Annotated in this window: 23 protein-coding genes; 20 read left to right on the top strand and 3 right to left on the bottom strand. The window is 56.6% G+C overall.

The genetic code is table 11. From position 1 onward, the window contains the following. Positions 1–112: 112 nt before the first annotated feature. Positions 113–1,132, top strand: coding sequence for a fatty acid desaturase (locus SH580_RS08015; protein WP_319834490.1), 1,020 nt, complete (start codon positions 113–115; stop codon positions 1,130–1,132). 8 nt (positions 1,133–1,140) lie between these two features. On the opposite strand, the gene SH580_RS08020 is transcribed toward SH580_RS08015, so the two are convergent. After that, positions 1,141–2,145 carry a hypothetical protein gene (locus SH580_RS08020; protein ID WP_319834491.1) on the bottom strand — a complete coding sequence of 335 codons (1,005 nt, stop codon included), beginning with the start codon at positions 2,143–2,145 and terminating at the stop codon, positions 1,141–1,143. A gap of 146 nt (positions 2,146–2,291) precedes the next feature. Between SH580_RS08020 and SH580_RS08025 the strand changes: the two genes are divergently transcribed. From SH580_RS08025 to SH580_RS08040, 4 genes are all read left to right on the top strand, one after another. Beyond that, a complete protein-coding gene (locus tag SH580_RS08025; RefSeq protein WP_319834492.1) occupies positions 2,292–3,299 on the top strand; it encodes an A/G-specific adenine glycosylase in 1,008 nt (335 codons plus the stop codon). Positions 3,300–3,976: 677 nt separating this feature from the next. Then, on the top strand, positions 3,977–4,360 hold the full coding sequence (locus tag SH580_RS08030; protein WP_319834493.1) for an SET domain-containing protein-lysine N-methyltransferase: 384 nt from the start codon (positions 3,977–3,979) through the stop codon (positions 4,358–4,360). A gap of 46 nt (positions 4,361–4,406) precedes the next feature. Beyond that, on the top strand, positions 4,407–6,116 hold the full coding sequence (locus tag SH580_RS08035; protein WP_319834494.1) for a GspE/PulE family protein: 1,710 nt from the start codon (positions 4,407–4,409) through the stop codon (positions 6,114–6,116). 50 nt (positions 6,117–6,166) lie between these two features. Next, positions 6,167–7,138: a YheT family hydrolase gene (locus tag SH580_RS08040; protein WP_319834495.1), complete on the top strand. Its 972-nt coding sequence runs from the start codon at positions 6,167–6,169 to the stop codon at positions 7,136–7,138. Positions 7,139–7,222: 84 nt separating this feature from the next. On the opposite strand, the gene SH580_RS08045 is transcribed toward SH580_RS08040, so the two are convergent. Further along, positions 7,223–8,155: a PocR ligand-binding domain-containing protein gene (locus SH580_RS08045; protein ID WP_319834496.1), complete on the bottom strand. Its 933-nt coding sequence runs from the start codon at positions 8,153–8,155 to the stop codon at positions 7,223–7,225. Positions 8,156–8,247: 92 nt separating this feature from the next. Between SH580_RS08045 and SH580_RS08050 the strand changes: the two genes are divergently transcribed. The 10 genes from SH580_RS08050 (at position 8,248) to SH580_RS08095 (ending at position 17,841) form a co-directional block, all read left to right on the top strand. Further along, positions 8,248–8,724, top strand: coding sequence for a hypothetical protein (locus SH580_RS08050; RefSeq protein WP_319834497.1), 477 nt, complete (start codon positions 8,248–8,250; stop codon positions 8,722–8,724). A gap of 8 nt (positions 8,725–8,732) precedes the next feature. Beyond that, positions 8,733–8,894 (top strand): hypothetical protein, encoded by a 162-nt coding sequence (locus SH580_RS08055; protein WP_308952178.1) that lies wholly within the window; start codon positions 8,733–8,735, stop codon positions 8,892–8,894. A gap of 30 nt (positions 8,895–8,924) precedes the next feature. Continuing rightward, on the top strand, positions 8,925–11,291 hold the full coding sequence (gene ccoN / locus SH580_RS08060) for a cytochrome-c oxidase, cbb3-type subunit I (protein ID WP_319834498.1): 2,367 nt from the start codon (positions 8,925–8,927) through the stop codon (positions 11,289–11,291). Between the two features lie 55 nt (positions 11,292–11,346). Further along, the gene (locus SH580_RS08065) at positions 11,347–11,535 is read left to right on the top strand and encodes a hypothetical protein (protein ID WP_308952176.1); all 189 of its coding nucleotides are present in this window, start codon (positions 11,347–11,349) and stop codon (positions 11,533–11,535) included. Then, positions 11,532–12,101 carry a c-type cytochrome gene (locus tag SH580_RS08070; protein ID WP_308983985.1) on the top strand — a complete coding sequence of 190 codons (570 nt, stop codon included), beginning with the start codon at positions 11,532–11,534 and terminating at the stop codon, positions 12,099–12,101. The genes SH580_RS08065 and SH580_RS08070 overlap by 4 nt, the downstream gene beginning before the upstream one ends. 112 nt (positions 12,102–12,213) lie before the next feature. Further along, positions 12,214–13,626, top strand: coding sequence for a cytochrome c oxidase accessory protein CcoG (gene ccoG / locus SH580_RS08075; protein ID WP_308952173.1), 1,413 nt, complete (start codon positions 12,214–12,216; stop codon positions 13,624–13,626). Next, positions 13,623–13,778: a hypothetical protein gene (locus SH580_RS08080; protein WP_319834499.1), complete on the top strand. Its 156-nt coding sequence runs from the start codon at positions 13,623–13,625 to the stop codon at positions 13,776–13,778. The genes ccoG and SH580_RS08080 overlap by 4 nt, the downstream gene beginning before the upstream one ends. Before the next feature lie 91 nt (positions 13,779–13,869). Further along, entirely contained in the window at positions 13,870–16,272 is a 2,403-nt protein-coding gene (locus SH580_RS08085; protein WP_319834500.1) for a heavy metal translocating P-type ATPase, read from the top strand. Positions 16,273–16,339: 67 nt separating this feature from the next. After that, positions 16,340–17,572: a peptidase U32 family protein gene (locus tag SH580_RS08090; RefSeq protein WP_319834501.1), complete on the top strand. Its 1,233-nt coding sequence runs from the start codon at positions 16,340–16,342 to the stop codon at positions 17,570–17,572. A 41-nt stretch (positions 17,573–17,613) separates the two neighbouring features. Beyond that, on the top strand, positions 17,614–17,841 hold the full coding sequence (locus SH580_RS08095; RefSeq protein ID WP_319834502.1) for a ferredoxin: 228 nt from the start codon (positions 17,614–17,616) through the stop codon (positions 17,839–17,841). On the opposite strand, the gene ahr is transcribed toward SH580_RS08095, so the two are convergent. Then, the gene (gene ahr, locus SH580_RS08100) at positions 17,838–18,881 is read right to left on the bottom strand and encodes an NADPH-dependent aldehyde reductase Ahr (RefSeq protein ID WP_319834503.1); all 1,044 of its coding nucleotides are present in this window, start codon (positions 18,879–18,881) and stop codon (positions 17,838–17,840) included. The genes SH580_RS08095 and ahr overlap by 4 nt on opposite strands. A gap of 113 nt (positions 18,882–18,994) precedes the next feature. Here ahr and SH580_RS08105 point away from each other — a divergent pair, with 113 nt between their 5' ends. From SH580_RS08105 to polA, 5 genes are all read left to right on the top strand, one after another. Further along, complete coding sequence (locus SH580_RS08105; protein ID WP_319834504.1) at positions 18,995–20,287, top strand: hypothetical protein; 1,293 nt, start codon at positions 18,995–18,997, stop codon at positions 20,285–20,287. A 190-nt stretch (positions 20,288–20,477) separates the two neighbouring features. Further along, the gene (locus SH580_RS08110; protein ID WP_308952164.1) at positions 20,478–21,311 is read left to right on the top strand and encodes an NAD(+)/NADH kinase; all 834 of its coding nucleotides are present in this window, start codon (positions 20,478–20,480) and stop codon (positions 21,309–21,311) included. 51 nt (positions 21,312–21,362) lie between these two features. After that, entirely contained in the window at positions 21,363–21,719 is a 357-nt protein-coding gene (locus SH580_RS08115; RefSeq protein ID WP_319834505.1) for a four helix bundle protein, read from the top strand. Between the two features lie 134 nt (positions 21,720–21,853). Continuing rightward, positions 21,854–23,242 (top strand): CCA tRNA nucleotidyltransferase, encoded by a 1,389-nt coding sequence (locus SH580_RS08120; protein WP_319834506.1) that lies wholly within the window; start codon positions 21,854–21,856, stop codon positions 23,240–23,242. Between the two features lie 197 nt (positions 23,243–23,439). Then, entirely contained in the window at positions 23,440–26,259 is a 2,820-nt protein-coding gene (gene polA / locus SH580_RS08125; RefSeq protein WP_319834507.1) for a DNA polymerase I, read from the top strand. Positions 26,260–26,277: the final 18 nt, after the last annotated feature.

Genomic DNA, 26,277 nt, shown 5'->3' on the forward strand with positions numbered 1-26,277 from the left:
AATGTTCCCACCTTCTCTTCGCCCGCGCGTGCGAGGCTAGGCTCAAAAATCGAGCTTAGTGCTCGCCCCTACTGAAAAAGTCATATTTCACGGGGCAGTGAACACGCCTTTAATGACTCCACCTCTACCGATTCCAGTTAATGAGACTGCGCCCAATTGGCGTAAGATCGTTAAAAAATACCAGCAACCTTGCCTGAAGAAGAGCTCGTGGCAGATCGTCAATTCAATGGGTCCTTACATCGCCTTGTGGGGGGTGATGTACTTTACAGTCTCGTTTTCGTGGCCGCTCACACTGGCACTGGCCACACTGGCAGGGCTCTTTTTGGTGCGGGTTTTTATCATTTTTCACGACTGCGGACACGGCTCGTTTTTTCGAAATAAAAAAGCAAACAAGACGGTGGGCTTCATCTCGGGGCTGATGACGCTCACGCCCTTCCGCCACTGGACCTGGCAACACGCGGTGCATCATGGCACTTCCGGCAATCTGGATCACCGGGGGGTGGGCGATGTCTGGACGATGACAGTGAAGGAATACCAGGCGGCTCCCTTGTGGCTACGGGTTCAATACCGTCTGACGCGTAATCCTTTTATCCTGTTCGTGCTCGGCCCGCTGGGGCTGTTTATCGTGTATCAACGCTTCGCCTACAAAATCGCCAGCCGCCGCGACCGTATGGACGTGTATAAGATGAATGCATGCATCGCGCTCTACGCAGTGGCGATGAGCCTGATATTTGGTTTTTGGAATTTCCTATGGATTCAACTGCTGATCACGACGGTTTCCGGAGGGGCGGGCATTTGGCTATTTTATGTGCAGCACCAGTTCGAAGACACCTACTGGCGCACGGGTGATGAGTGGGACTATACCGACTCGGCCATGCAGGGCAGCTCCTTTTATCGCTTACCTGCGATTTTAAACTGGTTCTCTGGCAACATCGGCTACCACCACATTCACCACTTGAGCTCGCGCATTCCGAATTATAATTTAAAGGCCTGCCACGAGTCGGAGCCCTTCTTTCAACAAGTGCCGGAGTTGACACTGCGTAGCAGTATTCGATCGATCCAGCTGCGGCTGTGGGATGAGGAAGCGGGCAAACTCGTCGGCTACGATGTGCTGAAAAAATCCGCCCACTAGTTGCGTGGCTACAAATATTCAGCGATCACCGCTTGTAGGGCTGGGCGCATCGCATCGGCAAGCTCGGGATTGGCATAGGCGGCCCAACTCACTGGCGTAGTGGTATCCAGCGGGCAATCCAAGGGCTGGCCATCGGGCTTTTCGACCACACAGCCCGCCTCTTGCAGAATGAGCGCGGTCGCGACATCGTAGGGGTGGCAAGCAAGATTGGACAAAATGCCGAGCTTGGCAAAGGCCTCCGGACGCAGGTCCGCGACAAAGCGATCATGCCCGGCCAGGATCTCGTAAAACTGACCACCACTGGAGATATATTGATCATTAAAAACCAATGGTGACGGCGAATCCGGCTGTCCATAGAGTCGATCCCACAACGCTTCTTCGACTCGACTCAGGAGCGCCAAGCCTGCGGAAAAAAAGCGACTGACGGTGCCGAAGGCATGGCGCACTTCATGGGCACGGCTCGGTTGCAGTCGGAGTGCTTGACTACTAAAGCCGTCGCGCACGTCGATCGCCACGGCACGCACGCCGCAGCCGCGGATGGCGCTGACTTGATCGGCCCGCCACTGCCGGGTGGTGGGGATCTCCGTCATCACGGCGACTTCAATATCGGCTAGGCTAGTGTCCGCGCCGCGCTGCGCGGCCACCCCGGCAAGGATCCAAGCGGCACGCTTATCATACATAATACCCCGTGTGCCGTCAATCGGGTCGATGATGCATTTCAGCCGGGTCTCGCCCACAGGAGTACCGAGGGGATAGGTCAACACTGCGTCATCTTCCAGACCCTCCATCACAATTTCCACCGGCTGATCGCTCGGCCAATGCGCGCAAAACCAGCTATGAATCGTCGTCTCTGCTACACGATCGATCGCGTAGATGGTATCAGCCGCGGTCTCCTGCGACACCGCTGCCAGTGCCTCAACAGTGCTCCGTGCACGCTCGGCCAGAATTGCTTTTAAAATCGCCTGCTGCAGCTCGCAAAGCAGCGTGCGGATGCTTTCTTGGTTTTCTATCACAGAAAAGAGATGGCCCAAAGCCCCCAGGCTTGGCAAGGCAATCCCAGCCCCATTATCTGGTTGTCGCCGCGCGGTGAACCCGTTCCTACTGTGTGCGCCTCTCTTCTTCTGAGGTCAGAAGTCATCTGACTCCCCTTTCCAGGCTCATGGACTTACTCTCACATACCATTACTTTTCGTCATGCCCTCGCTCAGTGGTATGCCACCGCCCAGCGGCCCTTGCCCTGGCGCACACAACCGAGCCTCTATCGAACCGTGGTGTCCGAGCTGATGGCGCAGCAGACACAAATCAAGACCATGCTGCCCTACTTTGAGCGCTGGATGCAGCGCTTCCCCGACTTTGCCGCACTGGCCGAGGCGCCCGCCGAGGATGTGCTCAAGCACTGGGAGGGACTGGGCTACTACAGCCGCGCGCGCAACCTCCACAAGTTGGCCAAGGAATATGTCGCGCTGGAGCCCAAACCACGCAGCCGCGAAGATTGGCAACAACTGCCCGGCATCGGCCCCTACACCTCGGCCGCGATCAGCTCGATCGCGCTGGGCGAACCCGCGGCAGTGGTCGATGGCAATGTGGTGCGCATTCTCGCGCGGCTGACGGACGATGCCCGCGTGTTTAAAAACAATGGCGAAGCCGTCAAAGCTTTCACTCCCACCGCCGAAGCCGTGCTGGACCAGGGCAATGCCGGCGAGCACAATCAAGCGATGATGGAGCTCGGCGCCACAGTGTGCCTCAAGCATAAGCCACTCTGCACGGTCTGTCCCGTGCTGGCCTATTGCGCAGCCAGCCGCAAGGGCAGCCAAGAGGCGCGCCCCAAGATCGAGCGCAAAGCCACGGTAAAAGTCGAAGTCGAGCGGGCCTGGGTATTGCAAGCGGGCAAGCTACTGCTCCACCGTATCGCGGAAGACTCCGGCCAACTGGCCGGGCAGTACGAGCTGCCCCGATTAGAGACAGTGGCCAGCCCGCGCAGTGCCAAGCAGCTGCTGGCCAGCAAATCGCGCTCGATCACGCACCGCCGCATCAAAGAACACATTTACCAAGTCAAAGCCAAGCCCAGGATCGACGCCTCACTGGAGTGGGTGCGCGTCGAAGACATCGAGCGCATCACACTATCGGGCCCCCATCGCCGCTGGATCGGCGAACTGTTGGCCCGCTAGTCGGAGGACTGAGGGCGGAGGACAGAGGACAGAGGACAGAGGACAGAGGACAGAGGACAGAGGACAGAGGACAGAGGACAGAGGACAGAGGACAGAGGACAGAGGACAGAGGACAGAGGACAGAGGACAGAGGACAGAGGACAGAGGACAGAGGACAGAGGACAGAGGACAGAGGACAGAGGACAGAGGACAGAGGACAGAGGACAGAGGACAGAGGACAGAGGACAGAGGACAATTTCAATAGTTATAGCCCTTCCTGTCTCGCCAAAATACGCATACCGTGTTTTTTTATAACTAACTTACAATAAGCGACTTGCTCTTAATTTCAAAGCTCCGACTAATGAATTAAGGTTCAAAGAACCGAGGCCACGAGAGAACCCCCGCAACACACCCGTTCATGCCCCAAGACTGAACTAGCTCAGCCACGCCAAGCATGCAGAAGGAAAAATCATTCTGCCTCCAATTATTCTGCCCTCCTATTCAAAATTGGACGTTGGACGTTGGACGTTCGACGTCCCCCCTCGCCGCTCCCCGGTTCAGAGAACCGAGGCCACGTGAGAAATCTCGCTCTGCGGCGGCCAGTATCCATTAGCGAACAATTTGCCGCAACCTTTTACATAAATGCTCGATTCTAAGTTGGACCTTCCGCCCGTGACGCCACTACTTTGCTCCGCAACATGCCAAAGCCCAAAAAATGGACTGCTGACGACTTCGAGATCCGCACCTCTACTATCGAGGGCGCGGGCATGGGACTCTTTGCCAAACACAGTATCGCGGAAGAAGATACGATCGGCTACTACACCGGCGAGGTAATCACCGAAAAAGAGTTTCACGACCCGGAGCGCCCCTTTTCCGCATACGTGATGTGGGTCTGCCGCACGCATATCATCGTGGGCGAAGGCCCCAAGGCCAACTACACCCGCTACATTAATCACAGTGATGAGCCAAACGCCTTTCTAATCGTTTCCAGCCGCTGGAAGACTGCACGCTTCGAAGCGCTGCGCGACATACAGCCTGGTGAAGAAATCTTTTTCAATTACGGAGACGACTACTGGGAATAATTGACCTAGGAACAATCCCACTCCATTTAGATCAAAGCTCACAATTATGAATATCGACCCCATCTACTCAGGCCTCGACGAGGAACAACGCAGCACAGTGACTGGCCTGCCACGTGGCGATCGTTTGATCGAGTTGTCCACACTACGCAACCGACCGACGCGCGAGATGATGACCGAACTGGCCGAGCTGGCCGAGCTGCCGGTGGTGCAAAATTTCGAACTGATCGAAAACCCCACCGCCACCCTGCCCCTGCGCATGATCCACGAGTATCAGTGCATCCCGATCAAAACGGAAGCTGACGAGGATCGAGCATTTAGCGACGACCTGGCCGCCGAAACAGACCAGAGCGCTCCCATCGCCCTAGCCACCCTATGGCCGCCCGACGAGACAATGAACCGCTGGATCTACGCCGTCAGTGGGCGCAATGCCCAATGGTTCATGGGCGATCCGGAACAGATCACCGAAACCATCACCCAAAACTTCGGCGTCGGCTCCGGCAGCTTGGATGAGTCGGACCTGGTGACCGATGTCGCCGATGCCGATGAGGCAGAGGACGAAGATGCGGCCGTGATCCGCTTCGTAAATGAAGTGGTGCAGAAGGCTGTCAGCGATCGCGCGACCGATATCCACTTCGAGCCGCACCGCGACGAACTACAGATCCGCTACCGCATCGACGGCGAACTGGTGCCCGTCCGTGTGCCCGACAATTTGATCCGCTTCCAGGGGGCCATTATTTCGCGCCTCAAAATCATGGCCAAGCTCAACATTTCGGAGAAGCGCCGCCCACAGGACGGCCGTATCTCCTTCGGCGCCGGCAACTCGGAACTCGACATCCGTATTTCCACCTTCCCGACGATGTATGCCGAAAGCGTCTCGCTGCGTCTGCTGAATCAAAAGTCGAAGCCACTCTCGATGCGCGAGCTGGGCCTTGCAGACGATGAGGAGAAAAAGCTGACTCAGTCGCTGGCCACGCCGCACGGCATCATTCTAGTAACGGGTCCCACCGGCTCGGGTAAATCCACCTCCTTGACTGCCTTCATTCGCCTGATCAACAAGCCCGAGCGGCGCATCATTACCGTAGAGGACCCGATCGAGTATGAAGTGCCCGGGGTCAACCAGACACAGGTGCACCCCGAGATTGGCCTGACTTTTGCCCAATCACTCCGTGCCGTGCTACGGCAAGACCCCGACGTAATCATGGTGGGTGAGATTCGCGACCGCGAGACCGCCGACATCGCGATCCGCGCCTCGCTGACTGGGCACTTGGTGCTCAGCACGCTCCACACCAACGATGCCCCCGGTGCCCTCACCCGCTTGGTCGACATGGACATCGAGCCCTTCTTGATCGCCTCTTCGGTGGAGATGATCATCGCGCAACGCCTGGTGCGCCGCCTCTGCCCCAACTGCGCGCAGCCGGCCAATTACGATCCACGTCAAGTCGCCAGCTTTTTACACACCATGCGCATCGACCCCAGCGAAGTGCAATACGCTCCACTGGCCAAAGCCCCCTGCGGTTGCGAGCGCTGTCGCAAACTCGGCTTCCGTGGCCGTGTGGGCATGTTTGAAATCCTACGGGTGACCGAAGAGATCCACGAACACATCGTCAAGCGCGACTCCGCCCGCATGATTCGCCAGACAGCGGTCTCGCAAGACATGCGCACACTGATGCAAAGCGGCTGGGCCCACGTCAAAGGAGGCACCACCACATTAGAAGAAGTCATGCGCTTCGCCGAACTCGAGAGTGACGAAGAGTAAGGCTCTCGCCTCTGCAACAGCCGGCAAGCCCGTGCACAAATGGAAATCGAATGTTCGCAGTGAATGTCTCTGACTACGTCCCCCCCTTCGGTTTTCGAAATGCGCATCTACAAACCGTCTACCCGACTCTGTTCAGGCGAGTGCCGGTAGTCACCGTCCAACGCGAACGAATCGCCACTCCCGATGGCGACTTTATCGATATAGATTGGAGCGCCAGGCAGAGTAACAAGCGCCTGGTTGTCATCACACACGGTCTCGAAGGGCATTCGCGCAGCCACTACTGCCAAGGCATGGCCGCCGCCTGCCAACAAGCAGGCTGGGACGTCCTGGCATGGAACTTCCGAGGTTGCAGCGGAGAGCCCAACCATCAGTTACAAAGTTACCACAGCGGTGCCACCGGAGAGCTGCAAATTGTGCTGGAACACATATTTGCAAACACTGCATATGAACAACTGGCGCTCATCGGCTTCAGCTTGGGCGGCAATTTAACACTTAAATATATCGGCGAACACGGAACCTCAATCGATCCACGTATCAGCGGCGCGGTCACCTTCAGCGTGCCCTGCGATCTAGCCAGCAGCGCGCAGCGACTCGAACACTGGCAAAACCGCATCTACATGGCGCGCTTCATGCGAACTTTACGTCAAAAAGTAAGAGAAAAGGCGCAACGCTTCCCCGATCAACTGTGCTTGGACGGCCTGGCGACCATGCGCACCTTTGCCGAGTTTGACGACAAATACACCGCCCCGATCCACGGCTTTACCGACGCGAACGATTACTGGACGCAGTGCAGTTGTCGTCACCTGTTAGACAAAATCGCACTGCCCACGCTACTGGTCAACGCGCTCGACGACCCCTTTCTAACACCCGCATGCTACCCACATCAAGCCGCAGCGATAAACCCAAAATTCACACTTGAAACACCCCCACACGGAGGCCACATCGGCTTCGTTACATTCGCAGATCGGGGCAGATATTGGTCCGAAAAACGAGCCGTCGCCTTTCTCAACCTGATTTCATAAGTCAGCCATCACGAGGCCAACTCGACCTGCCGCATCATCGGCAATATCGGAAAACCAATAAAAAGCGCAGTCACTCCCAAAGCCCTAGCCCTCGCTACGAAACTGAGTCGGCGACATGCCGGTGATACGCTTAAAGGAGCGATTGAACTGCGAAATGGAGTCGAAGCCTGTCTCAAAGGCAATCTCGCTCACGCGGAGATGCGGATTTTGCAATAGGTGCTTGGCCTTCTCCACGCGGGTGCGCGCCAAATAATCGGTAAAAGTAATGCCTGTGGCTTGCTTGAACACCTTGCAAAAATGACGCGTGCTGGCATTCACGGCCTGCGCGGCTTCGTCCAAGCTGATGCGCTCATTGAAACGCTCGCTGATATATTTCTTGGCACGGCTCACCACTTGATCTTCTGGATCGGCCGCGGCGATCGACTGCTCGGGCTCGATACTATTACTGATAGTCGCGAGGTGCTCGGCAAAGGTCGACAACAGCCGCAACATGGCATCGTACTGCTCCGGATTGAAGACCTTGGTCTGAAAATAAGCTTCTTCCAAGGCCTTTAAATTCACCTCACTCCCCCAGGCGAGCAACTGCTTGGTGGTGCGGGTAAACTCCTGCTGATTCGGTTGGTGCAAGAGAATTTGCCCGGTCTGCAGGAATGCAATCAACTCACCGCCGACCCGAATCGGCACCGCACTATCGCATAGACCGGCAAAACAATGCAGCGATTTAGGCTCCATGCCGGCCTTCTGCTCCAAGTCGGCCTGCATCTTAATGCAATTCGCACAACCGGCATTGGTCTGCGCCAGCAACATACAAAATGGGTTCCCGCCCTCGCGACTCTTCAATGCATTCTCATAGGCCTTTACCGGACGAATCGCCAAGGGCAGCCCGGTGGCCGCTCGAAAGGCCTGCTCGTAGTCTCGATAGAGTTGCGATTCACTCAACCGGTCGACCACAGAACGACCTGCACCACAGGGCGCGCAGGTTGAATCAGAATCGGAATGACAGGTTTCGGTGAGCATATCAGGAGAAAAAAGTGTTTTTTGCAGAATATGCGCAGTCTTATGCGCAATATGCTGAGACAGCCTAGCCCCTGATCTGTAATAATCAAGCCATGCATGCACGCTTGGTCAGCTACCTTCGTGATAACCGTGATCAAATCATTGAAAACTGGTTAACCGAAGTGGACATCCCAGCCCCCATCGAATCGAAGGGGCTGGAAAGCGGTGTTGTGCCCTATGAGTTCTTTACCAAGGCGCTGGATGCAGTTCTCGATTTGATAGAAAACGGGCCTGATGCAGGCAATAACCCTCAGGTGCTCCATCTCAGCAAGTTTCTCGGCGTGAGCTGCGACTGTCGCGAGCGCTGCTTCGGCGGACGGGTCTGCTTGGAACTACAGGATGCAGGCTTACACGCCTTCATGTCTGTCTTCGACGATGAGTGGGACGCGGAACACGAATTTAGCCCCTTTGATCGCGAGTGCTCCAAAGGCCTGATCAACCACGCGCTCTCTATTTTCTTCAGTAAAGAAATTAAACTCTGCCAACAAAGAACCTTCCGCAGCGACTGCCCATTTGCTGCCTACAACTAAATACTTCCATGAACGTCCTCATACTCACCGTCTTCCTGAGCCTACTACTCGCTTCGCTCTTTCTACTCTTCTTCGTTCGCGAACGACGCACACAGGGCCTCGGCTCGCCGGAGCAGGATGCCCTGCGCCCATTCGACTCTGAAATCCCTAAAAACGCCCTCCACCGCTAAACTCACAGCGACGACTTACATTTAACGCAGATGAATACAAACAACACAAAAACCACGACTGTCGTCTACGATGACGACTCCGTAAGGAAGTTCATGATCGCCTCCATTTTCTGGGGCCTGGTCGGCATGGGCGCAGGCGTCTTGATCGCCACCCAATTGAACTACTGGCAAATGAACGGAAAGTTCCTCGAATGGATCACATTCGGGTGGCTCAAAAGTGAGGGCGTGGAGTTCCTGACTTTCGGACGTCTACGTCCACTGCATACCAATGCTGCGATTTTCGCCTTCGTGGGTAATATGATGTTTGCCGGCATCTACTACTCGACTCAGCGACTCTGCCGTGTGCGCATGGCATCCGACCTGCTCACCAAGATCAACCTCTGGGGCTGGCAATTTATCATTGTCTGCGCCGCCATCACCCTGCCCGCGGGCTACACTCGGGGTAAAGAATACGCGGAACTGATCTGGCCAATCAACATTTTGGTCGCTGTCATCTGGCTGGTCTTCGCCGCCAATTTCTTTTGGACGCTGGCAAAGCGCAATGAGAAGTCGCTCTACGTGGGGCTCTGGTTCTACATCGCGACCATCGTAACGATCACCATGCTTTATGTGGTCAATCACCTCTCGATCCCAACCAGCTTCACTCACAGCTACCCGATCTTTGGAGGCGTGCAAGACGCGCTGGTCCAGTGGTGGTATGGGCACAACGCGGTGGCGTTCTTCCTCACCACGCCGATGCTGGGCATCATGTATTACTTCGTGCCCAAGGCAGCGAATCGTCCGGTCTACTCCTATCGTCTGTCGATCATCCACTTCTGGTCACTGGTATTCATCTACATCTGGGCTGGTCCGCACCACTTGCTCAACACTGCCCTGCCCGAGTGGCTACAATCACTAGGCATGATTTTCTCACTCATGCTATGGGCGCCCTCTTGGGCCGGCATGCTCAATGGTCTGCTCACCCTGCGGGGCGCATGGGACAAGCTACTGACCGATCCGATCATTAAATTCTTTGCCGCAGCCGTCACCTTCTACGGCATGGCCACCTTCGAAGGCCCCCTGCTTTCGATCAAAGCTGTCAATGCCCTATCGCACTATACCGACTGGACCGTCGGACACGTGCACGCCGGCACCCTCGGTTGGAACGGCTTCCTCGCTGCAGGTATGTTCTACTGGCTGGCACCACGCCTGTGGAATACCAAACTCTATTCCACGACATTGGCCAACGCTCACTTCTGGCTCGGCATGGTGGGCATCCTACTCTACGTGGCTTCGATGTGGGTCTCTGGTATCACACAGGGCCTCATGCTCAACGCCACCACAGAGGGCGGCACCGTCCTGCAGTATCCTAATTTCCTGGACACCTTACAAGCGATCCGCCCGGTCATGCTCTTCCGCGCCATCGGTGGCGGCCTCTACTTGATCGGCTTCTTTATGTTGGCCTACAACATCTGGAAAACCGCCCGCAGTGGTCAAGCTGTCAACGGCACCGTGGAAGTCGCCACTCAAACTGAGTCCGACACCGACAAGCGTTTCTCGACCTTCCTCTCGGCTCCTGTCATTTACTCTGGCCTGATCATCTTCTCGGTCTGCCTATCCATCTTCAGCAATGGAGCGCTCTTCATCTTTGGCATGTTCTTGACCATCGTCTTTATCATTGTGGCCATCGCCCACTTTGAAGTGTCCAAGGCGAGCTGGAACGACTGGTTCGAAGAGCTCCTCAGCCATAGCTTTGGCTTTAGTGTCTTGACGATCATTGCTGCAGCCATTGGTGGAGCGATCCAAATCATCCCGACTGTTACTGTGCAACGCGCGGACAACATCGAAGGCCGTATTCAAGTGCCCTATACACCACTCGAACTCGCCGGTCGTGATATCTACGTCAGCGAAGGCTGCTATAACTGCCACTCACAAATGATCCGCACCCTGGTGCCCGATGTCATGCGCTATGGCAACAGTGGTCAAGGGGGCGGCTACTCTCACCTGGGCGAGTCGATCTACAACTTCCCTTATCAATGGGGCTCCAAACGCACGGGTCCTGACCTCGCCCGCGAAGGCAGCCACCGCTCTGACGACTGGCACTACTGGCACATGCTAAATCCGCGTGACATCTCACCGGGCTCCAACATGCCCAACTACCCATGGCTCTTCGAAAAGCCAATCAAGGTCAGCCAATTGCCCAATAAAATCCATGCCATGCGCATGCTAGGGGTGCCTTACCCGATCGATCTCTCCGAAGAGGAAATCCAGGCCCAGGTCGATGAACAAGCCGCTGGCATCGTCGAACGCCTGGCAGAAAAGGGCGCCTTCACCGAACCTGACCGCGAAATCGTCGCCCTCATCGCCTACCTACAAAAACTGGGCACCTACACAGAAACGGGCGATTCCGCAGAATAGTCCGCCCATTCACTCATTCGTAAGTATTAGTTACTAATTCCAAATTCTAAAAGTCATGTTTAAACGAATCATCTACGACGATTGGACCAGCATCGTACCACTCATCTCCTTCTGGCTCACCTTTGGCGTCTTCCTCGCCATCGTTGTGCGAGCCTTGCTCCTTAAAAAGACCACCGTTCACCACATGGAGAACCTCCCGCTCGAAGACGGAGACAACGCGAACACTCAAGTAGCTAGCAAATGAGCACAGACGACCATAAAGACTCTCACCTCGTCAAACAAGAGGACCTGCCCGAAGGGGTCATTCTGCGCGACCACGTAGTCGACGGCATCCAGGAGTATGATCAACGCCTCCCCTTCTGGTGGCTGTGCATCCTCTTCGGTGTGATCGCCTTCTCCATTGTTTATTGGCTGGTGCTGGATGATCGCAGTTTTAACGGCAGCGCGCACCAAGAGCTCGAAGCGCAACTACAAGCGGTCGCGGCCAAGCGCCTGGCGAATTCGATCGACGTCACCAACGACGATCTCTTCTTCGAGATGGCAGGCACCGCACAATTCGTCAGCGCGGGTGAAAACACCTTCATGACCAACTGCGTGGCCTGTCATGGCAAGGAGCTACAAGGCGGCATCGGCTTCAACCTAGTCGACGAGGAGTGGGTGCACGGCTCCAAACCCTCCGAAATCTATAATACGATTGCTCATGGCGTGCCTGAAAAAGGCATGCAAGCCTGGGAGAGCCAACTGGGCCAAAAGCGTATCGCCGAAGTGGTCGCTTTTGTCTTGAGCAAAAACCCCGGGCTGAAGCCATAAAGAAGATCGAACACTCAAAACCGAACATTGAACATCGAATAAGTCCTCTCAGACAAGCTCTGCATTCAAAATTGGATATTGGACCTTCGATGTTCGATGTTCACCCCATATCATGAAGCCCAATCAGCCATCACGTGCCACGCCAACAACCATCAACCAGGATGGTTCGCGCAAGTTTCTGCATCCAGCCGACGTTAAGGGTTTCTTCACCACCTACCGTCGCATCTTCGCGCTGCTACTGATCGGCATCTACGTATCCCTTCCATGGATACCGATCAATGGTCACCCGGCCGTGTTCCTGGATGTGCTCAATCGCCGCTTCCACCTATTCGGCCTTAGCTTCGCAGCTCAAGACTTGTGGATGGCGTTCTTCTTCATCACGGGCCTGGGCTTCACACTCTTCTTCATCACAGCACTGCTCGGTCGCGTATGGTGTGGTTGGGCCTGCCCGCAAACGGTCTTCTTGGAACACGTCTATCGCCGCATCGAACGCTGGATTGAGGGCGACGCAGCTGCTCGCAAGAAATTGGACAAGCAAGCATGGGATAACGAAAAGATCATCAAACGTGTCGTAAAGAATGGCATCTTCTTCGCCTTCTCGGCGCTGATCGCGCACCTCTTCCTCGCCTACTTCATTTCGATTCCCGAGCTCTATCACTGGATGACGAGCAGCCCGAAAGAGCACTGGGGCGCCTTCTTATTTGTCTTCATCGCTAGCAGCATAATCTTTGTCAATTTCGCTTGGTTCCGCGAACAGCTATGCCTGGTCATCTGCCCTTACGGTCGCCTGCAATCCGCCTTGATCGACGATGACACACTCATTATCGGCTACGATGAAAAGCGCGGCGAACCCCGCGGTTCAGCGAAAAAGAAAGACATCGGCGACTGCGTGGATTGCACCCGCTGTGTGCAGGTCTGCCCCACGGGCATCGACATCCGCCAGGGCCTGCAAATGGAATGCATCGGCTGCGCCAACTGTATCGACGCTTGTGATACAATCATGGCCAAGCTGAACCGTCCCAAAGGTCTGATCCGCTACGACTCACAAAATGGCCTCGCAGGCCAAAAGCGGCGCTACTTACGCCCACGCACTTTTATCTACGCCGCACTGATGCTCATCGGGGCAGCAGCCTTTACACTCTCCGCCATGCAACTGCGCAGCGCTAATATGAATGTCGTGCGCATGTCCGGCGCCCCCTACTTCCTAAGCGATGCGGGCGTGCGCAATCAATACATGGTGCGGGTGATCAATAAGACCAACGAAACCAAGACCTATCGCATAATCAGCGCCGCTGAAGGCCAGACCTATACAATGGAAGGCAACGAAGACGGCATCACTGTGCCGCCTATGGGCGAAGAAGTGCGCCCGGTCATCATATCTGTCCCACGCGCGCACTACAGCGGACAGTTTCCCTTAACGCTCTCTCTACTCGCGCCTGACGGGGAGACAGTCATAATGACTCGCGAAGCGGAATTCCTAGGTCCCAATGCACGACTTTGGAAAGAACACTCAGCAGCAAAATGAGCACGCCCAAGAAAAAGAAATTTGCCTGGTCCCTGTGGATTCCTGTGACCCTCGCCTTCATTCTGGTCATCATCGCATGGACGATCCTGATCAAAATAGCTAAAGAAAATCCCGTTGAAACGATTGAAATCGAAAGAACCACCACACCGTAGCCACCACAGCTTGGAGTCCCGCCTTTAGGCGGCCAGCTCGACCAGGCTTGGCATACGCAACCGCCTAAAGGCGGAACTTCAACATTTATAAATGTCCACCGCCACCAAAGCTATTTGTGCCCACTGCGGCACGCCCTTCACTCCTCGGGCGAAGGAAAGCTACTGCTGCCATGGCTGCGAATATGTCGCGCAAGTGCTGAGCGAAAACGACCTGACTCGTTTCTATGAACTCAAGGGAAACACCGCGGTGCCGCCCGTCGGCTCCAAGGCATTCACCGAAGCTGAGGTCGCGCCCTTAATCGCTGAGCTCAAACGCGTCGAAGCCAACTGCGGAAAACCTGTCGCGCACACTCGCTTCTGTCTGGAAGGCATTAGTTGCATCGGTTGCGTGTGGTTAATTGAAGCCATCTTCCAACGTCAACCAGGCAGTGCCCGTGTTCGAATCGATCCACGTGCCAGCGCCATCGAGATGTATTGGCAACGCGGGCATTTCAATGTGGCGGACTTTGCACAGGAAATCCAAAAAATCGGTTATCGGCTCACCCTCTACACTGAAGATCCTCAAGCGAATACGGGCAGTCGTCAAATCATCCACCGTCTCGGGCTCTGCGGCTTCTTTCTCCTCAACACCATGCTGTTTACCCTGCCGGCCTATCTCGGCATGGGCGGTGACTTTTTTCTAGCCCCACTCTTTCAACTCCTGGGGGCGACCTTTGCCACCCTCAGCCTCATCACCGGCGGCGGCTACTTCATCCAACGCGCATGGCAGGCCGCACGTAACCGGGTGCTGCACATCGATCTGCCCATCGCTGCGGGTTTACTGGCGGGCTACATCGGCTCCCTGCTGGGCTGGGCAACCGGCTATGTAAACCTAATCTATTTCGATTTCGTAGCCACCTTCGTCTTCCTCATGCTACTGGGACGTTGGCTACAGGAATACGCGCTGGAAAAAAACCGCTCGCACCTGCAACGCCAAAAAGCAGGCCCGCGCAATGTTACTCTCATCGGTGGCGCCCAAGACGGGCAAAGTATTCCAGCCAGTCAAATCACCGCAGAGCTGCAATACAGCGTCGCCCCCGGCGAAATCAATCCTGTCGCAGCCGATCCCTTGGATGCGCAAGGCAGCCTCAGCTTAGAATGGATCAATGGCGAAGCCGACCCTGTCACGTGGCCACAGAATCGCACCGCCCCGGCGGGCGCGATCAACGTCGGCTTACACAGCCTACGCTTCCGCGCTCGCGAGGCTTGGGACGACAGCCTCCTGGCTCAGCTACTGGAGCGCCCTGAAGATGGCTTTCAGGAAAGACGCTTACAGACGGTGCTAAAATATTATATCGCATCCGTCCTGGTGGTCGCGGCCATCGGCAGCTTGAGCTGGCTACTCACATCCGGCGATTGGCTCAAGTCCACCCAAGTGCTCATCTCCGTGCTCATTGTCTCCTGCCCCTGCGCGCTCGGCGTCGCCCTGCCGATGTGCGACGAATTTGCAAATGCCCGCCTCCGTCGCAGTGGGCTGTTTATCAAAAGCGCACAGATCTGGGAGCGCCTGCGTCAAGTCCGCACCGTGGTGTTTGATAAAACCGGCACCCTGACGATGGATATCCCTCGCCTACTCAATACAGCTGCGATCAAAGAGCTCGATTCACTGGCTGCGCAAGCACTTCAGCAGCTCGTCGAGCACAACCGACACCCCATCGCACGCTCGCTGCGCGAAGCACTACTGGCCGCATTCCCCAAGCTTCGCAGCGACAACAGCGCAGCCTTGGTTGAGGAAACCATCGGTCAAGGTGTGGCGTGGAAAGACGCCGGCGGCAACGAATGGACCCTCGGTAAGCCTGATTGGCGGACTGCCAAGCTTCCAGCTGGTCGCAGTGAATACCAGCAAGCTGGAAGCTCGCCACTCCGCCCACACACTTGCCTGCGCCAAAACGGTTTACTCGTGGCAGGGTTCAACTTCCAAGAAGACGTGCGGGATGATGCCCGTGAAGCCATCGACCATATACGTAGTCGTCAAATGGATACAGCCATCCTCAGCGGCGACGCGCCCGAGCGCGTGCAAACCATCGCCACCCAACTCGGCATCGAATGCAAAGCTCAGTGTAGCCCACGCGACAAAGCCAACTGGATCGAAGCCCGTGCGCCCCAGCAAGCACTGATGATCGGCGATGGGGCCAACGATAGCCTCGCATTCGACGCAGCCATCTGCCGCGGCACCCCCGTAGTCGATAAAAGCATCCTCGAAGCCAGCGCCGATTTTTTCTTTTTCGGCCGCAGCTTACGCAGCCTCCCGCAGCTCTTCCAAGTCGCCGCCAGCCGCCGCCTGACCATCACCACCATCTTCACAGTCGCCGTGCTCTACAATATCAGTGCAGTCGGCATCTGCCTAGCCGGACACATGCACCCACTCATGGCTGCCATCCTCATGCCACTCAGCTCGCTAGTCACACTCGGCCTAGCTTGGCTAGGGCTCGGTAGACAAACTCAAAAAACGTAGGATCATAACTTACCACGCCCTCGTTGATCAGGCGGACGTGACAAGTCACGCCTCTACAAAAAAATTTATGCAAACAGAACTTCTCGCTCCCGCAGGCTGCTATGCCTCCCTTCAAGCCGCCATCGATGCCGGTGCCGACGCCGTTTACTTCGGCTTGGCTCAGCTGAATATGCGTGCCCGCTCGCGACGCTCTTTTCACGTGGACGACTTGGCCACGATCATGGAACGCTGCCACGCCGCAGGTGTGCGCGGCTATCTGACACTCAACACCCTCCTCTACGACCACGACTTAAAGCTCTGCTACAAGCTACTTGAAACCGCCAAGCAACACGGAGTGCATGCCGTAATCGCAGCGGATATGGCCTGCATTCTAAAGGCGCGCGAATTGGGACTGGAAGTCCACCTCTCCACCCAGCTCTCGGTGTCCAACTTCGAATCCTTTAAATTCTATGCGCAATTCTGCGACCGCATCGTGCTGGCCCGAGAACTCAACCTATCGATGATTCGCAAAATCCATCAGCAAATCATCCAGCACGACTTGCGCGGTCCGGCTGGACGATTGGTTGAAATCGAAGCCTTCGCACACGGTGCGCTCTGCATTGCTGTATCCGGACGCTGCGGCATGTCGCTCTACACCGATAACGCCTCCGCCAACCGTGGCGCCTGCGTGCAGAACTGCCGCAAGAGCTACGTCGTCAAAGACCAAGAGAGCGGCCAAGAACTCAAAATCGACAACAATTTCGTTCTTTCGCCCAACGACATCTCCACCATCGAGTTTTTGGACCAAGTCGTCGAAGCGGGCGTGCACACACTCAAGATTGAAGGCCGCGGTCGCTCGCCGGAATACGTCAAACTGGTCACCCGCGCCTACCGCCAGGCACTCACTGCAATTCAAGACGGCAGCTATAATCCAGCCTTCGTTGACCAACTCATCATCGAGCTCAAAAAGGTCTACAACCGCGGACACTCCTCCGGCTACTACCTCGGACGCGAACAAGGCTGGTCCAATGCCTATGGCTCCAAGGCCACCCATCAAAAAATTTTACGCGGCGAAGTCACACACTACTATTCAAAGATCGGCGTGGCCGAAGTTCGCGCCATCGGCGCAGTCGAAGTCGACGACGAGTATGTCATCATCGGTGAGACTTCAGGAGTGGTCGAGGGCAAGATCGAGGGCCTACGCCTCGACGACGGCGAAGTGCCCCAAGCCCAAAGCGGCGACGTCTTCGCCCTCAAAGTCAACCAACGCGTCCGCCGGAATGACAAGTTCTTCATAATACAAGAAGTCATCACAAAGTAAGACAGGCGCCGCGCCTGTCATGTCTCATAACGATATCCCGTATGACCTACATCAAAATAGCCCACAAAAAACCAGAGTGTATCGGCTGTGCCCTCTGCACCGAAGTCGCGCCCGGTTATTGGCAGATGGACGAGCACGGCGAAGCGCAGCTCACTCAAGTGACTCGTCGTGATGCACAATTTGAATACGCTCAAGGCTTCGCCGAAGACCGCGCCACTCTGGAGCAAGCTGCCGCCGGCTGCCCGGTAGACATTATACGAATCGATTAAGACTCTGCATTCGACAACACGATCCGGTAGCGAGCATCCCCGGACTTCAAGCGTTCAAAGGCCTCATTGATCTCACTCATTGGATACGATTCCACCTTGGGTTGAATCTCATGCAGACGCGCAAAATCCAACATCTGCTCAATCGTCGCTGGGCTCCCCACGGGAGATCCCGAAATTGAGCGCTGGGCTGATATCAAGGAAAACACGCCCACTTCCAATGGCTCCAAAGTGGCTCCCACGAAATGCAGCCGTCCCTTGGGCTTCAAGGTGCTCAGATACAAATTCCAGTCCAACTTCACATTCACCGTCGAAATGATAAAATCAAAAGATCCGGCCGCAGCTTTGATCTCCGCAGCATCACGCGAGTTGAGCGTCGTATGCGCCCCCAATTCCAGCGCCTCCTGACGCTTGGATTCACTCGATGTAAACGCAGTCACCTCGCAGCCCCATGCATTGAGAAATTGCAACGCGAGATGCCCCAGACCGCCAATACCAATCACAGCGACCTTGTCAGTCGGTTGCACATCAAACTGCACGAGTGGGTTAAAGACGGTAATGCCGCCACACAGTAAAGGTCCCGCAGCGGCTAAATCAATTCCCTCGGGGATCACCACCACACTGGCCGCATCCGCCCGCACCTTATCCGCAAAGCCTCCATGCCGCGCGACGATGGTCGATTCCGCCGATTGACAGAGATTCTGATCTCCTGTCTGACAACAGGCACACTCCCCACAATAGCCCGAATGCCAGCCCAGCCCCACCGTCATCCCAGGCTGCAGTCGGCTGACCTGTGGCCCCACCGCCGCGACACGTCCAATCACTTCATGCCCCGCGACTAAGGGATACTTCGACATGCCCCACTCATTATCGATCATACTCAGATCGCTATGACAGATGCCACAGTGCAAGACATCAATTTCCACCTCATTCGGCTTCAAATCCCCCACTTCATAGCTAAATTTTTCTAAAGGTCCGCCCGCCTGCTGCGCGGCATAAGCATGGATCGTCTGTGTCTGTGTCGCATTGTCATTCATAGCCATAAGCTAGCAAAAATCTGATAGAGTGCAAATTCCCCAAGCAGTTGAAACTTTCGCCTAGAGCTTGCGATTCATTTATGATGGCGATTCTAATCTGAAGCTCCCCTCGAATAATTATGAAAAAATCTACCGTTCTACTTGGTGTCACAGTCTGGTCAGTTAGCCTACTGACTGCGTATTATATCGGATCACGCGCCAACGAGGCCTCCAATCCCTCCACCACAACGCCGATCGCTCAGGCTAATCGCGAAAACACCCAGCAACAAAGCTTTCAAACTGTAGCACTCACCGAGCCCGAAGAAGCCAATAAACTGGAAGCCTTTTTCGACGGCGAAGCACTCTCCTTAGAAGAAATGCTGCGAGAGATTCCCACACTCAGCGCCGAGGAAAGCCGTCAACTACTCACTCAGGCCCTGGCCATGCCTAAGTCGGACCCCAAACGCGCCCGACTAATCAACGAATTACTCAGCCAGATCGCCGAAACCGAACCCATGGCTGCGCTGGAACTGGCCACTCAAATCGACTCCTTGCGCGATTACGAAAGCGCACGCGTTTCCATCCTCGAGGTATGGGGCCGCAATGATCCCGCCGCTGCCATTGCCTGGGCCGCCACTGCACTAGAAAACGAGCCCTCACGCTCACGCGCCTCTCAACTGACCGCGATCTACCGTGGCTACGCATTGACGAATCCGGAAGCCGCCTTTCAACAAGCACTCACAATGGATGAAAATGCGCGCCTAAAAAATCGCCTACTCGGTGAAGTGCTCGAAGCCCAAATTGAAAACGGAGGCCTGGAAGCCGCCAAACTCGCGGTCGACTTGGTCAGTGATCCCGACATGAAAGACCGCCTACGCCGCGACCTCGTCAGCGAATGGGCCGAATTCGACCCCAGTGCCGCAGCGGAATATGTCGTCTCACTCGGCGACGAAGCTTCAGCTGATTTAAAAAATGCCCTCATCCGCGAGTGGGCCGAGAGCAGCCCTGCCGAAGCCGCAGCCTGGTTGGACAGCTTGGATGCCGACGACCCCGCCATCGCGCGCGCCAGCGCATCCATCATCGAAGAATGGACTCGTTACGATCTAGCCGCTTCCGCAGAATGGCTCAATAGCCTCGAAGCCAGCCCTGAGCTCGATCGCGCTGTCATCACCTACACCTTTAGTGCCGCCGCGGAAGACCCCGCAAGCGCCATGACCTGGGCGGAGTCCATAGACGACGATCGCCGACGCACCTGGATGATGGAGCGCGTCGCCGCCACTTGGAAGGAACAAGACACCGAAAGCTTCAGTGAATATCTCGATAGCTCCGAACTAACTGAAGAGCAGCGCACCACCCTCGAAAACGCCGAAAACCGCGGCGGCCCAGGTGGCGGCGGTGGTCGGGGTCCTGGCGGTGGTGGCCGCGGCCGATAATGGGATGCCCCACAGGCATGCGACTCTCGATAGAACAGTGTTTGACGCTCCTGCTACATCGAGCGCAGACAAGCCATTAATACTTGCAAACGATCTGCCTAGCCACCGAACTAGGGTAATACACATACCTGCGAGCCATATCCGCCCGCCCACGGTATACGCATTCCTGAAATCAAGCGAAGCAATTACAATGCAAGCCATCCAAACTATCACCTTCGCGGTCAATACGACCAAGCCCGGGGCCGAAGAAGCCGCTCGCTACCTAGCAGGCATCGCCGAATGCGAAGGAGTGCGAACCACCATTAGTAGCGAGTATCCGCTCCAGCCAGATGCCCTCAAGGGCCAAGATCTCTGCTGCGCAATCGGAGGTGACGGCACTCTGCTCGGCGTGCTCGATGCCGCCCTCGAATCAGGCTCCGCGGTGCTCGGCGTGAATATGGGCAAACTAGGCTTCCTCGCCACCTTCACAGCCGAAGAAGCTGCCAGAGATCTGCCACAACTCATCCAAGGCCATTACGAAATCGCAGAGCGCTCCGTGCTCAAATGCACCACACGTGCCGGCGAAACGATCTCGGGACTCAACGACGTCGTGCTGAAAGAAACCGACGGCAGCGGCCTCATCCGCCTACAAGTATCCTCCAACGGCAACCCCGTGTCCGAATACCATTGCGACGGCCTCATCTTTTCCACCCCCACCGGCTCGACTGCCTATAACCTCTCCGCTGGTGGACCAATTATCGGGCCCAAAGTCAGTGCCATCGCAATGACTCCGATCTGCCCCCATACCTTGGGTAATCGCTCCGTGATCTTCGATAATTCCTCGCGCATCAGCGTCACCCATCTCGAACCGGGCCCCTGTCCACGCATCACCATCGATGGCCGCGTACGCTTCGCCACCGCTGACAATTTTCCCATCGAGATCGCCGTTGCCGAACGCAGTTTCCGTCTCATGCAACATCCCGACCACTCCCACTTCGCCATCGTCCGCGACAAACTCCACTGGGGCGACCCGACAATTCGGTAAACGAATTGCCGGGAGTGGAAAGTTGGGAGTGAGAAGTGGAAAGTAACTACGATGAGTATACTCAATTACCAAGATTTGATTGTCTGGCAGAAAGCGATGACACTTGCTGAGCTGGTCTATGCTTTGACGCAGCATTTTCCGAAAGAGGAAATCTACGGACTGACTAGTCAGGTGCGACGAGCGGCGGTATCGATCCCTTCCAATATCGCAGAAGGACAAGCGCGCACAGGAACGGCCGAATTCAAGAATTTCTTATCGATTGCATCCGGTTCCAGAGCTGAAGTAGAAACACAGCTCATCCTGGCACAACGACTCAATTACATCACGGAGCCCCAGCTCAAAGAAGCGCTAGACCTAGCCAACGAAATCAAACGCATGACCCACGCCCTAAACAACAAACTAAAATAACTCCCGACTCATCACTGGTGCCAAAGGCACCCCAACTTCCCACTTTCCACTCCCTACTCTCCACTTCCCACTGGTGCCGAAGGCACCTCTCCCCACTCTCCACTTTCTACTGGCGTCAAAGACGCCCACTCCCTTTGAGCATCCTCGACAACATTCAAAACAAACAGAAAACCGCGCTACTTAAAGTCGCTGAAATCTTGCGCGATACAAAGGGCAGCGGCCGCGCACTTTTGGTCGGCGGCTGCGTGCGCGACGGGCTGCTCGGCATTCCCGCCAAGGATATCGACATCGAAGTCTATGGCCTCGATGCCGACGCAGTGGAAGCCGCACTCAAGCCGCACTTTCGCTTGGACACGGTCGGGCGTGCCTTTGGTGTCTTCATCCTCAAAGGGCTCGATATCGACATCGCCCTGCCCCGCCGCGAGTCCCGCACCGGTCCCAAGCACACAGATTTTAAAGTCGAAGGTGATCCCCACATGTCGCCCCGCGAGGCCGCTTCACGCCGCGACTTCACTATCAACGCCATCAGCTACGACCCGCTCACGGGCGAGCAACTGGACCCCTATAACGGCATTCCCGACCTAAAGGCGCGTCGCTTACGCCACGTCTCCGAGGCCTTCAGCGAAGACCCGCTGCGCGTGCTGCGTGGCATGCAATTCATCGCCCGTTTCGACCTCACGGCCGCCCCCGAGACCATCGCACTCTGCCGCCAGCTCTCCCCCGAGCACCTCCCAATGGAGCGCCTGTGGGAGGAATGGAAAAAGCTCATCCTCAAAGGGCAACAGATCCGCAAAGGTCTGAACTTCCTGAAAGACTGCGATTGGCTACAATATTTCCCAGAGCTAGCAGCCCTCGACGGCTGTGAACAAGAGCCACAATGGCACCCGGAAGGCGATGTCTGGACCCACACCGGCCACTGCCTCGACGCCTATGCCGCCCACCGTATCGACGACGAATGGGAAGACCTCGTCGTCGGCTTCGCCGTGCTCTGCCACGACTTTGGCAAGCCCGACACCACCTACACCGACGACAACGGCCGCATCCGCAGCCCCCGCCACGACGTGCTCGGCGTGCCGATCGCCAAAACCTTTCTCGAGCGCCTCACCCGCCAGAAGAAAATTTTCGAAGAAGTACTCCCACTCGTCGAGCAACACATGCGTCCGCTGGCCCTTTACCGCGACGGCGCCGGCAACTCCGCCATCCGCCGCCTAGCAGCCAGAGTCAAGCGCATCGACCGTCTGGTGCGCGTCGCCCACGCCGACAAAAACGGCCGCCCCCCCATCGAATCCGACGGCTACCCCGAAGGCCAATGGCTACTTGATAAAACAGCCGAGCTCGCCATTCAGGACAACGCCCCCAAGCCCATCCTACTCGGGCGTCACCTCTTAGAGCTCGGCATCAAGCCCGGCCCCCACTTCGGCAAAATCCTCGACCGCGCCTACGAAGCCCAGCTCGACGGCGCCTTCACCGAAGAAGAACAAGCCCGCGACTACCTCAAAAAGCTGGTAACCGAGATTTTGTAGGGGCTTCACTTGTGAAGACCGCCGCACACTAGCAGTCTCCCCAAACGTAGCAGGGTTGCTTTAGCGCCCTGTTTACATGCGTAGCCGTGTTCAATATATGAAATCGGGCAGCTAAAGCAACCCGACTACATCGAGCAGCAACTTTCCCACATTCAAAGTTGGACCTTCGACGTTCGACGTTCAAAGTTCTTCTCCACATGAAATCTCTTTACCTACTCGACGGCATGGCGCTGGCCTATCGCGCGCACTTTGCCCTGATTCGCAGCCCCATTTACACCAGCAAAGGCTTCAACACCTCGGCCATCTTTGGCTTCACCGCCACCTTGATCGATCTGATCACCAAGCAAAAGCCGAGTCACTTGGCTGTGGTCTTCGACACCTCCGCGCCCACCGAACGCCACATTCTACACCCCGAGTATAAGGCGCAACGCGAAGCCATGCCAGAAGACCTGGCCGCCGCACTGCCCCACCTCTCCCGCATCGCCGAAGCCTTCGGCATTCCCGTGCTCAAAATGGATGGCTACGAGGCCGACGACATTATCGGCACCCTCGCCCACCGCGCGGAAGCCGACGGCTTCGACGAAATTTACATGGTCACCCCCGACAAGGACTTTGGCCAACTAGTCACCGACAAGATCAAAATGTATCGCCCCGGCCGCAAAGGCGACGGCGGCGAAATCCTCGGCGTCGAGGAGATCAAAGAAAAATGGGGCATCACCCGCGTCGACCAAGTCATCGACATGCTCGGCCTCTGTGGCGACGTCTCCGACAACATTCCCGGCGTGCCCGGCATCGGCCCCAAGACCGCCGAAAAACTACTGGCCAAATACGACACTGTCGAAGGCCTGCTCGACCACGTCGATGAGCTCAAAGGCAAACAACAGGAAAAAGTCCGCGACAACGCCGACCAAGCCCGCCTCTCCAAAAAGCTCGCCACCATTCAACTCGATGTTCCCATCAACTCCGACTGGGACGCCATCCAGCTGGAAGCGCCCGACCAGGAAAAGCTGATCCCGATCTTTGCCGAATTCGAATTCCGCACCCTCGGCAAACGCATCTTCGGTGCCGACTTCTCCGTGCAAGCCGCCGCCACCGACCTCGTGCTTATGAGCGAGGACGACGAGAAAGCCGCCAAGCAAGACCCGGGATCGCAAATCTCCGCATTTGCTGCGTCCGAGTCAGCCGACCCACAACTGGCCCTCATTCCCGAGATCGCCTTCAAAAAGTTCGGCGACCTCAAGACCGACTACCGCATCGTCAAAACCGATGCCGAACTAGCTGAGCTCGTCGCCAGCCTCACAGCAGCCAAAGCATTTGCCTTCGACACCGAGACCACCGGGCTCAATCCCCGCGCCGCGCAACTCGTCGGCATGTCTTTCTCCACCCAGCCACACAGCGGCTACTGGGTGCCCGCCAGCGAAGCCGCCCTAGCCGCGCTGCGCCCGGTCTTCGCCGACGCCACACTCACCAAAATCGGTCACAACCTCAAATTCGACCTGTCCATCTTAGAGGAAAACAACCTCCCCGTCGCCGGTCCCTGCCACGACACCATGCTGGCCCACGCACTGATCGACCCTGAACAGCGCCACAACCTCGACACGCTCTCCGAGGACTTTCTCCAATATTCCCCGATCCGATTCAGCGAGCTACTGCCCGACGCCAAAAAAGGCGAGTCAATCGACTACTCCGGCGTCGCCGAAAAGGACCTCGCCCACTACGCGATCGAAGATGCCGACATCGCGCTGCAACTCTGGCAGACCTTCGAGCCCAAGCTCAAAGAAAGCGGCCAGGCCAAAGTCTTTTACGACATCGAAGTGCCCCTACTGCCCGTGCTCGTCACCATGGAGCGCGAAGGCATCCGCATGTGCGAAGACACACTCGCTGCCACCGGTGCCTCACTCGAAAGCCACATCGCGCAACTACAAGCCGACATCTACCAAGTCGCCGGCCACGAGTTCAACCTCAACTCTCCCAAGCAACTCGGCGAAGTTTTGTTCAACGAACTCAAACTCGTCGAAAAACCCAAGAAGACCAAGACCGGCCAGTTTGCCACCAACGAGCAAGTGCTCTCCAGCCTCGCGCCCAAGCACCCGATCGTCGCCGACCTACTCGAATACCGCCAGCTCACCAAACTCAAGAGCACCTACATCGACGCCCTGCCACACAGCGTCGACGCCAAGACCGGACGCGTGCACACCCACTACGGCCAAGTGCAAACCGCCACCGGCCGCCTCTCCTCCAACGATCCCAACCTGCAAAACATCCCCGTGCGCAGCCCCAAAGGCCGCGAGATCCGCCAGGCCTTTGTGCCGCGCGAAGGTTGGAAACTCCTCGCCGCCGACTACTCCCAGATCGAGCTACGCATCCTCGCCGCCCTCACCAGCGACGCCGGCCTACTCAAAGCCTTCAAAGAAGGGCAAGACATCCACACCGCCACCGCCGCCAAGATCTTTGGCGTCACCCCCGAAGACGTCACCCGCGACCAGCGCAGCACCGCCAAAATGGTCAACTTCGGCATCCCCTACGGCATCTCCGCCTTCGGCCTAGCCCAGCGCCTCGGCACCGTCAGCCGCAAAGAAGCCCAAGAAATAATCGACAATTACTTCGCCCAATTCCCCGGCATCCCCGGCTACATGGAAGCACAAAAAGAAAGCGCCCAAAAGAAAGGCTACGTCGAAACCAAGTGCGGACGCCGCCGACACCTACGCGACATCAACTCCGGCAATGGCACCATCCGCGCCGCCGCCGAGCGCAACGCCATCAACATGCCCATCCAAGGCACCGCCGCCGACATGATAAAGATCGCCATGGTGCGCATTCAAAACGCCATCCAAGAAGCCGGCCTCAAAAGTCGCATGCTACTTCAAGTGCACGACGAACTCGTCTTCGACCTAGAGCCCAGCGAAGAAGCCCAACTGCGCGAAATCGTAAGCGATGGCATGGTCGGCGCGCTGGAACTCGCCTGCCCCATCGAAATCGAAATCGGCCTAGGCGACAACTGGCTCGAAGCACACTAAGATTTTGGGGAACGTCCA

This window comes from Coraliomargarita algicola (assembly GCF_033878955.1).
Taxonomy (GTDB): Bacteria; Verrucomicrobiota; Verrucomicrobiia; order Opitutales; family Coraliomargaritaceae; genus Thalassobacterium; species Thalassobacterium algicola.

Bases quoted from the DNA above. Each gene is read 5' to 3' on its own strand.
- SH580_RS08015 (WP_319834490.1), top strand. From the start codon at position 113: ATGACTCCACCTCTACCGATTCCAGTTAATGAGACTGCGCCCAATTGG.
- SH580_RS08025 (WP_319834492.1), top strand. From the start codon at position 2,292: ATGGACTTACTCTCACATACCATTACTTTTCGTCATGCCCTCGCTCAG.
- SH580_RS08030 (WP_319834493.1), top strand. From the start codon at position 3,977: ATGCCAAAGCCCAAAAAATGGACTGCTGACGACTTCGAGATCCGCACC.
- SH580_RS08035 (WP_319834494.1), top strand. From the start codon at position 4,407: ATGAATATCGACCCCATCTACTCAGGCCTCGACGAGGAACAACGCAGC.
- SH580_RS08040 (WP_319834495.1), top strand. From the start codon at position 6,167: ATGTTCGCAGTGAATGTCTCTGACTACGTCCCCCCCTTCGGTTTTCGA.
- SH580_RS08045 (WP_319834496.1), bottom strand. From the start codon at position 8,155: ATGCTCACCGAAACCTGTCATTCCGATTCTGATTCAACCTGCGCGCCC.
- SH580_RS08050 (WP_319834497.1), top strand. From the start codon at position 8,248: ATGCATGCACGCTTGGTCAGCTACCTTCGTGATAACCGTGATCAAATC.
- SH580_RS08055 (WP_308952178.1), top strand. From the start codon at position 8,733: ATGAACGTCCTCATACTCACCGTCTTCCTGAGCCTACTACTCGCTTCG.
- ccoN (WP_319834498.1), top strand. From the start codon at position 8,925: ATGAATACAAACAACACAAAAACCACGACTGTCGTCTACGATGACGAC.
- SH580_RS08065 (WP_308952176.1), top strand. From the start codon at position 11,347: ATGTTTAAACGAATCATCTACGACGATTGGACCAGCATCGTACCACTC.
- SH580_RS08070 (WP_308983985.1), top strand. From the start codon at position 11,532: ATGAGCACAGACGACCATAAAGACTCTCACCTCGTCAAACAAGAGGAC.
- ccoG (WP_308952173.1), top strand. From the start codon at position 12,214: ATGAAGCCCAATCAGCCATCACGTGCCACGCCAACAACCATCAACCAG.
- SH580_RS08080 (WP_319834499.1), top strand. From the start codon at position 13,623: ATGAGCACGCCCAAGAAAAAGAAATTTGCCTGGTCCCTGTGGATTCCT.
- SH580_RS08085 (WP_319834500.1), top strand. From the start codon at position 13,870: ATGTCCACCGCCACCAAAGCTATTTGTGCCCACTGCGGCACGCCCTTC.
- SH580_RS08090 (WP_319834501.1), top strand. From the start codon at position 16,340: ATGCAAACAGAACTTCTCGCTCCCGCAGGCTGCTATGCCTCCCTTCAA.
- SH580_RS08095 (WP_319834502.1), top strand. From the start codon at position 17,614: ATGACCTACATCAAAATAGCCCACAAAAAACCAGAGTGTATCGGCTGT.
- ahr (WP_319834503.1), bottom strand. From the start codon at position 18,881: ATGGCTATGAATGACAATGCGACACAGACACAGACGATCCATGCTTAT.
- SH580_RS08105 (WP_319834504.1), top strand. From the start codon at position 18,995: ATGAAAAAATCTACCGTTCTACTTGGTGTCACAGTCTGGTCAGTTAGC.
- SH580_RS08110 (WP_308952164.1), top strand. From the start codon at position 20,478: ATGCAAGCCATCCAAACTATCACCTTCGCGGTCAATACGACCAAGCCC.
- SH580_RS08115 (WP_319834505.1), top strand. From the start codon at position 21,363: ATGAGTATACTCAATTACCAAGATTTGATTGTCTGGCAGAAAGCGATG.
- polA (WP_319834507.1), top strand. From the start codon at position 23,440: ATGAAATCTCTTTACCTACTCGACGGCATGGCGCTGGCCTATCGCGCG.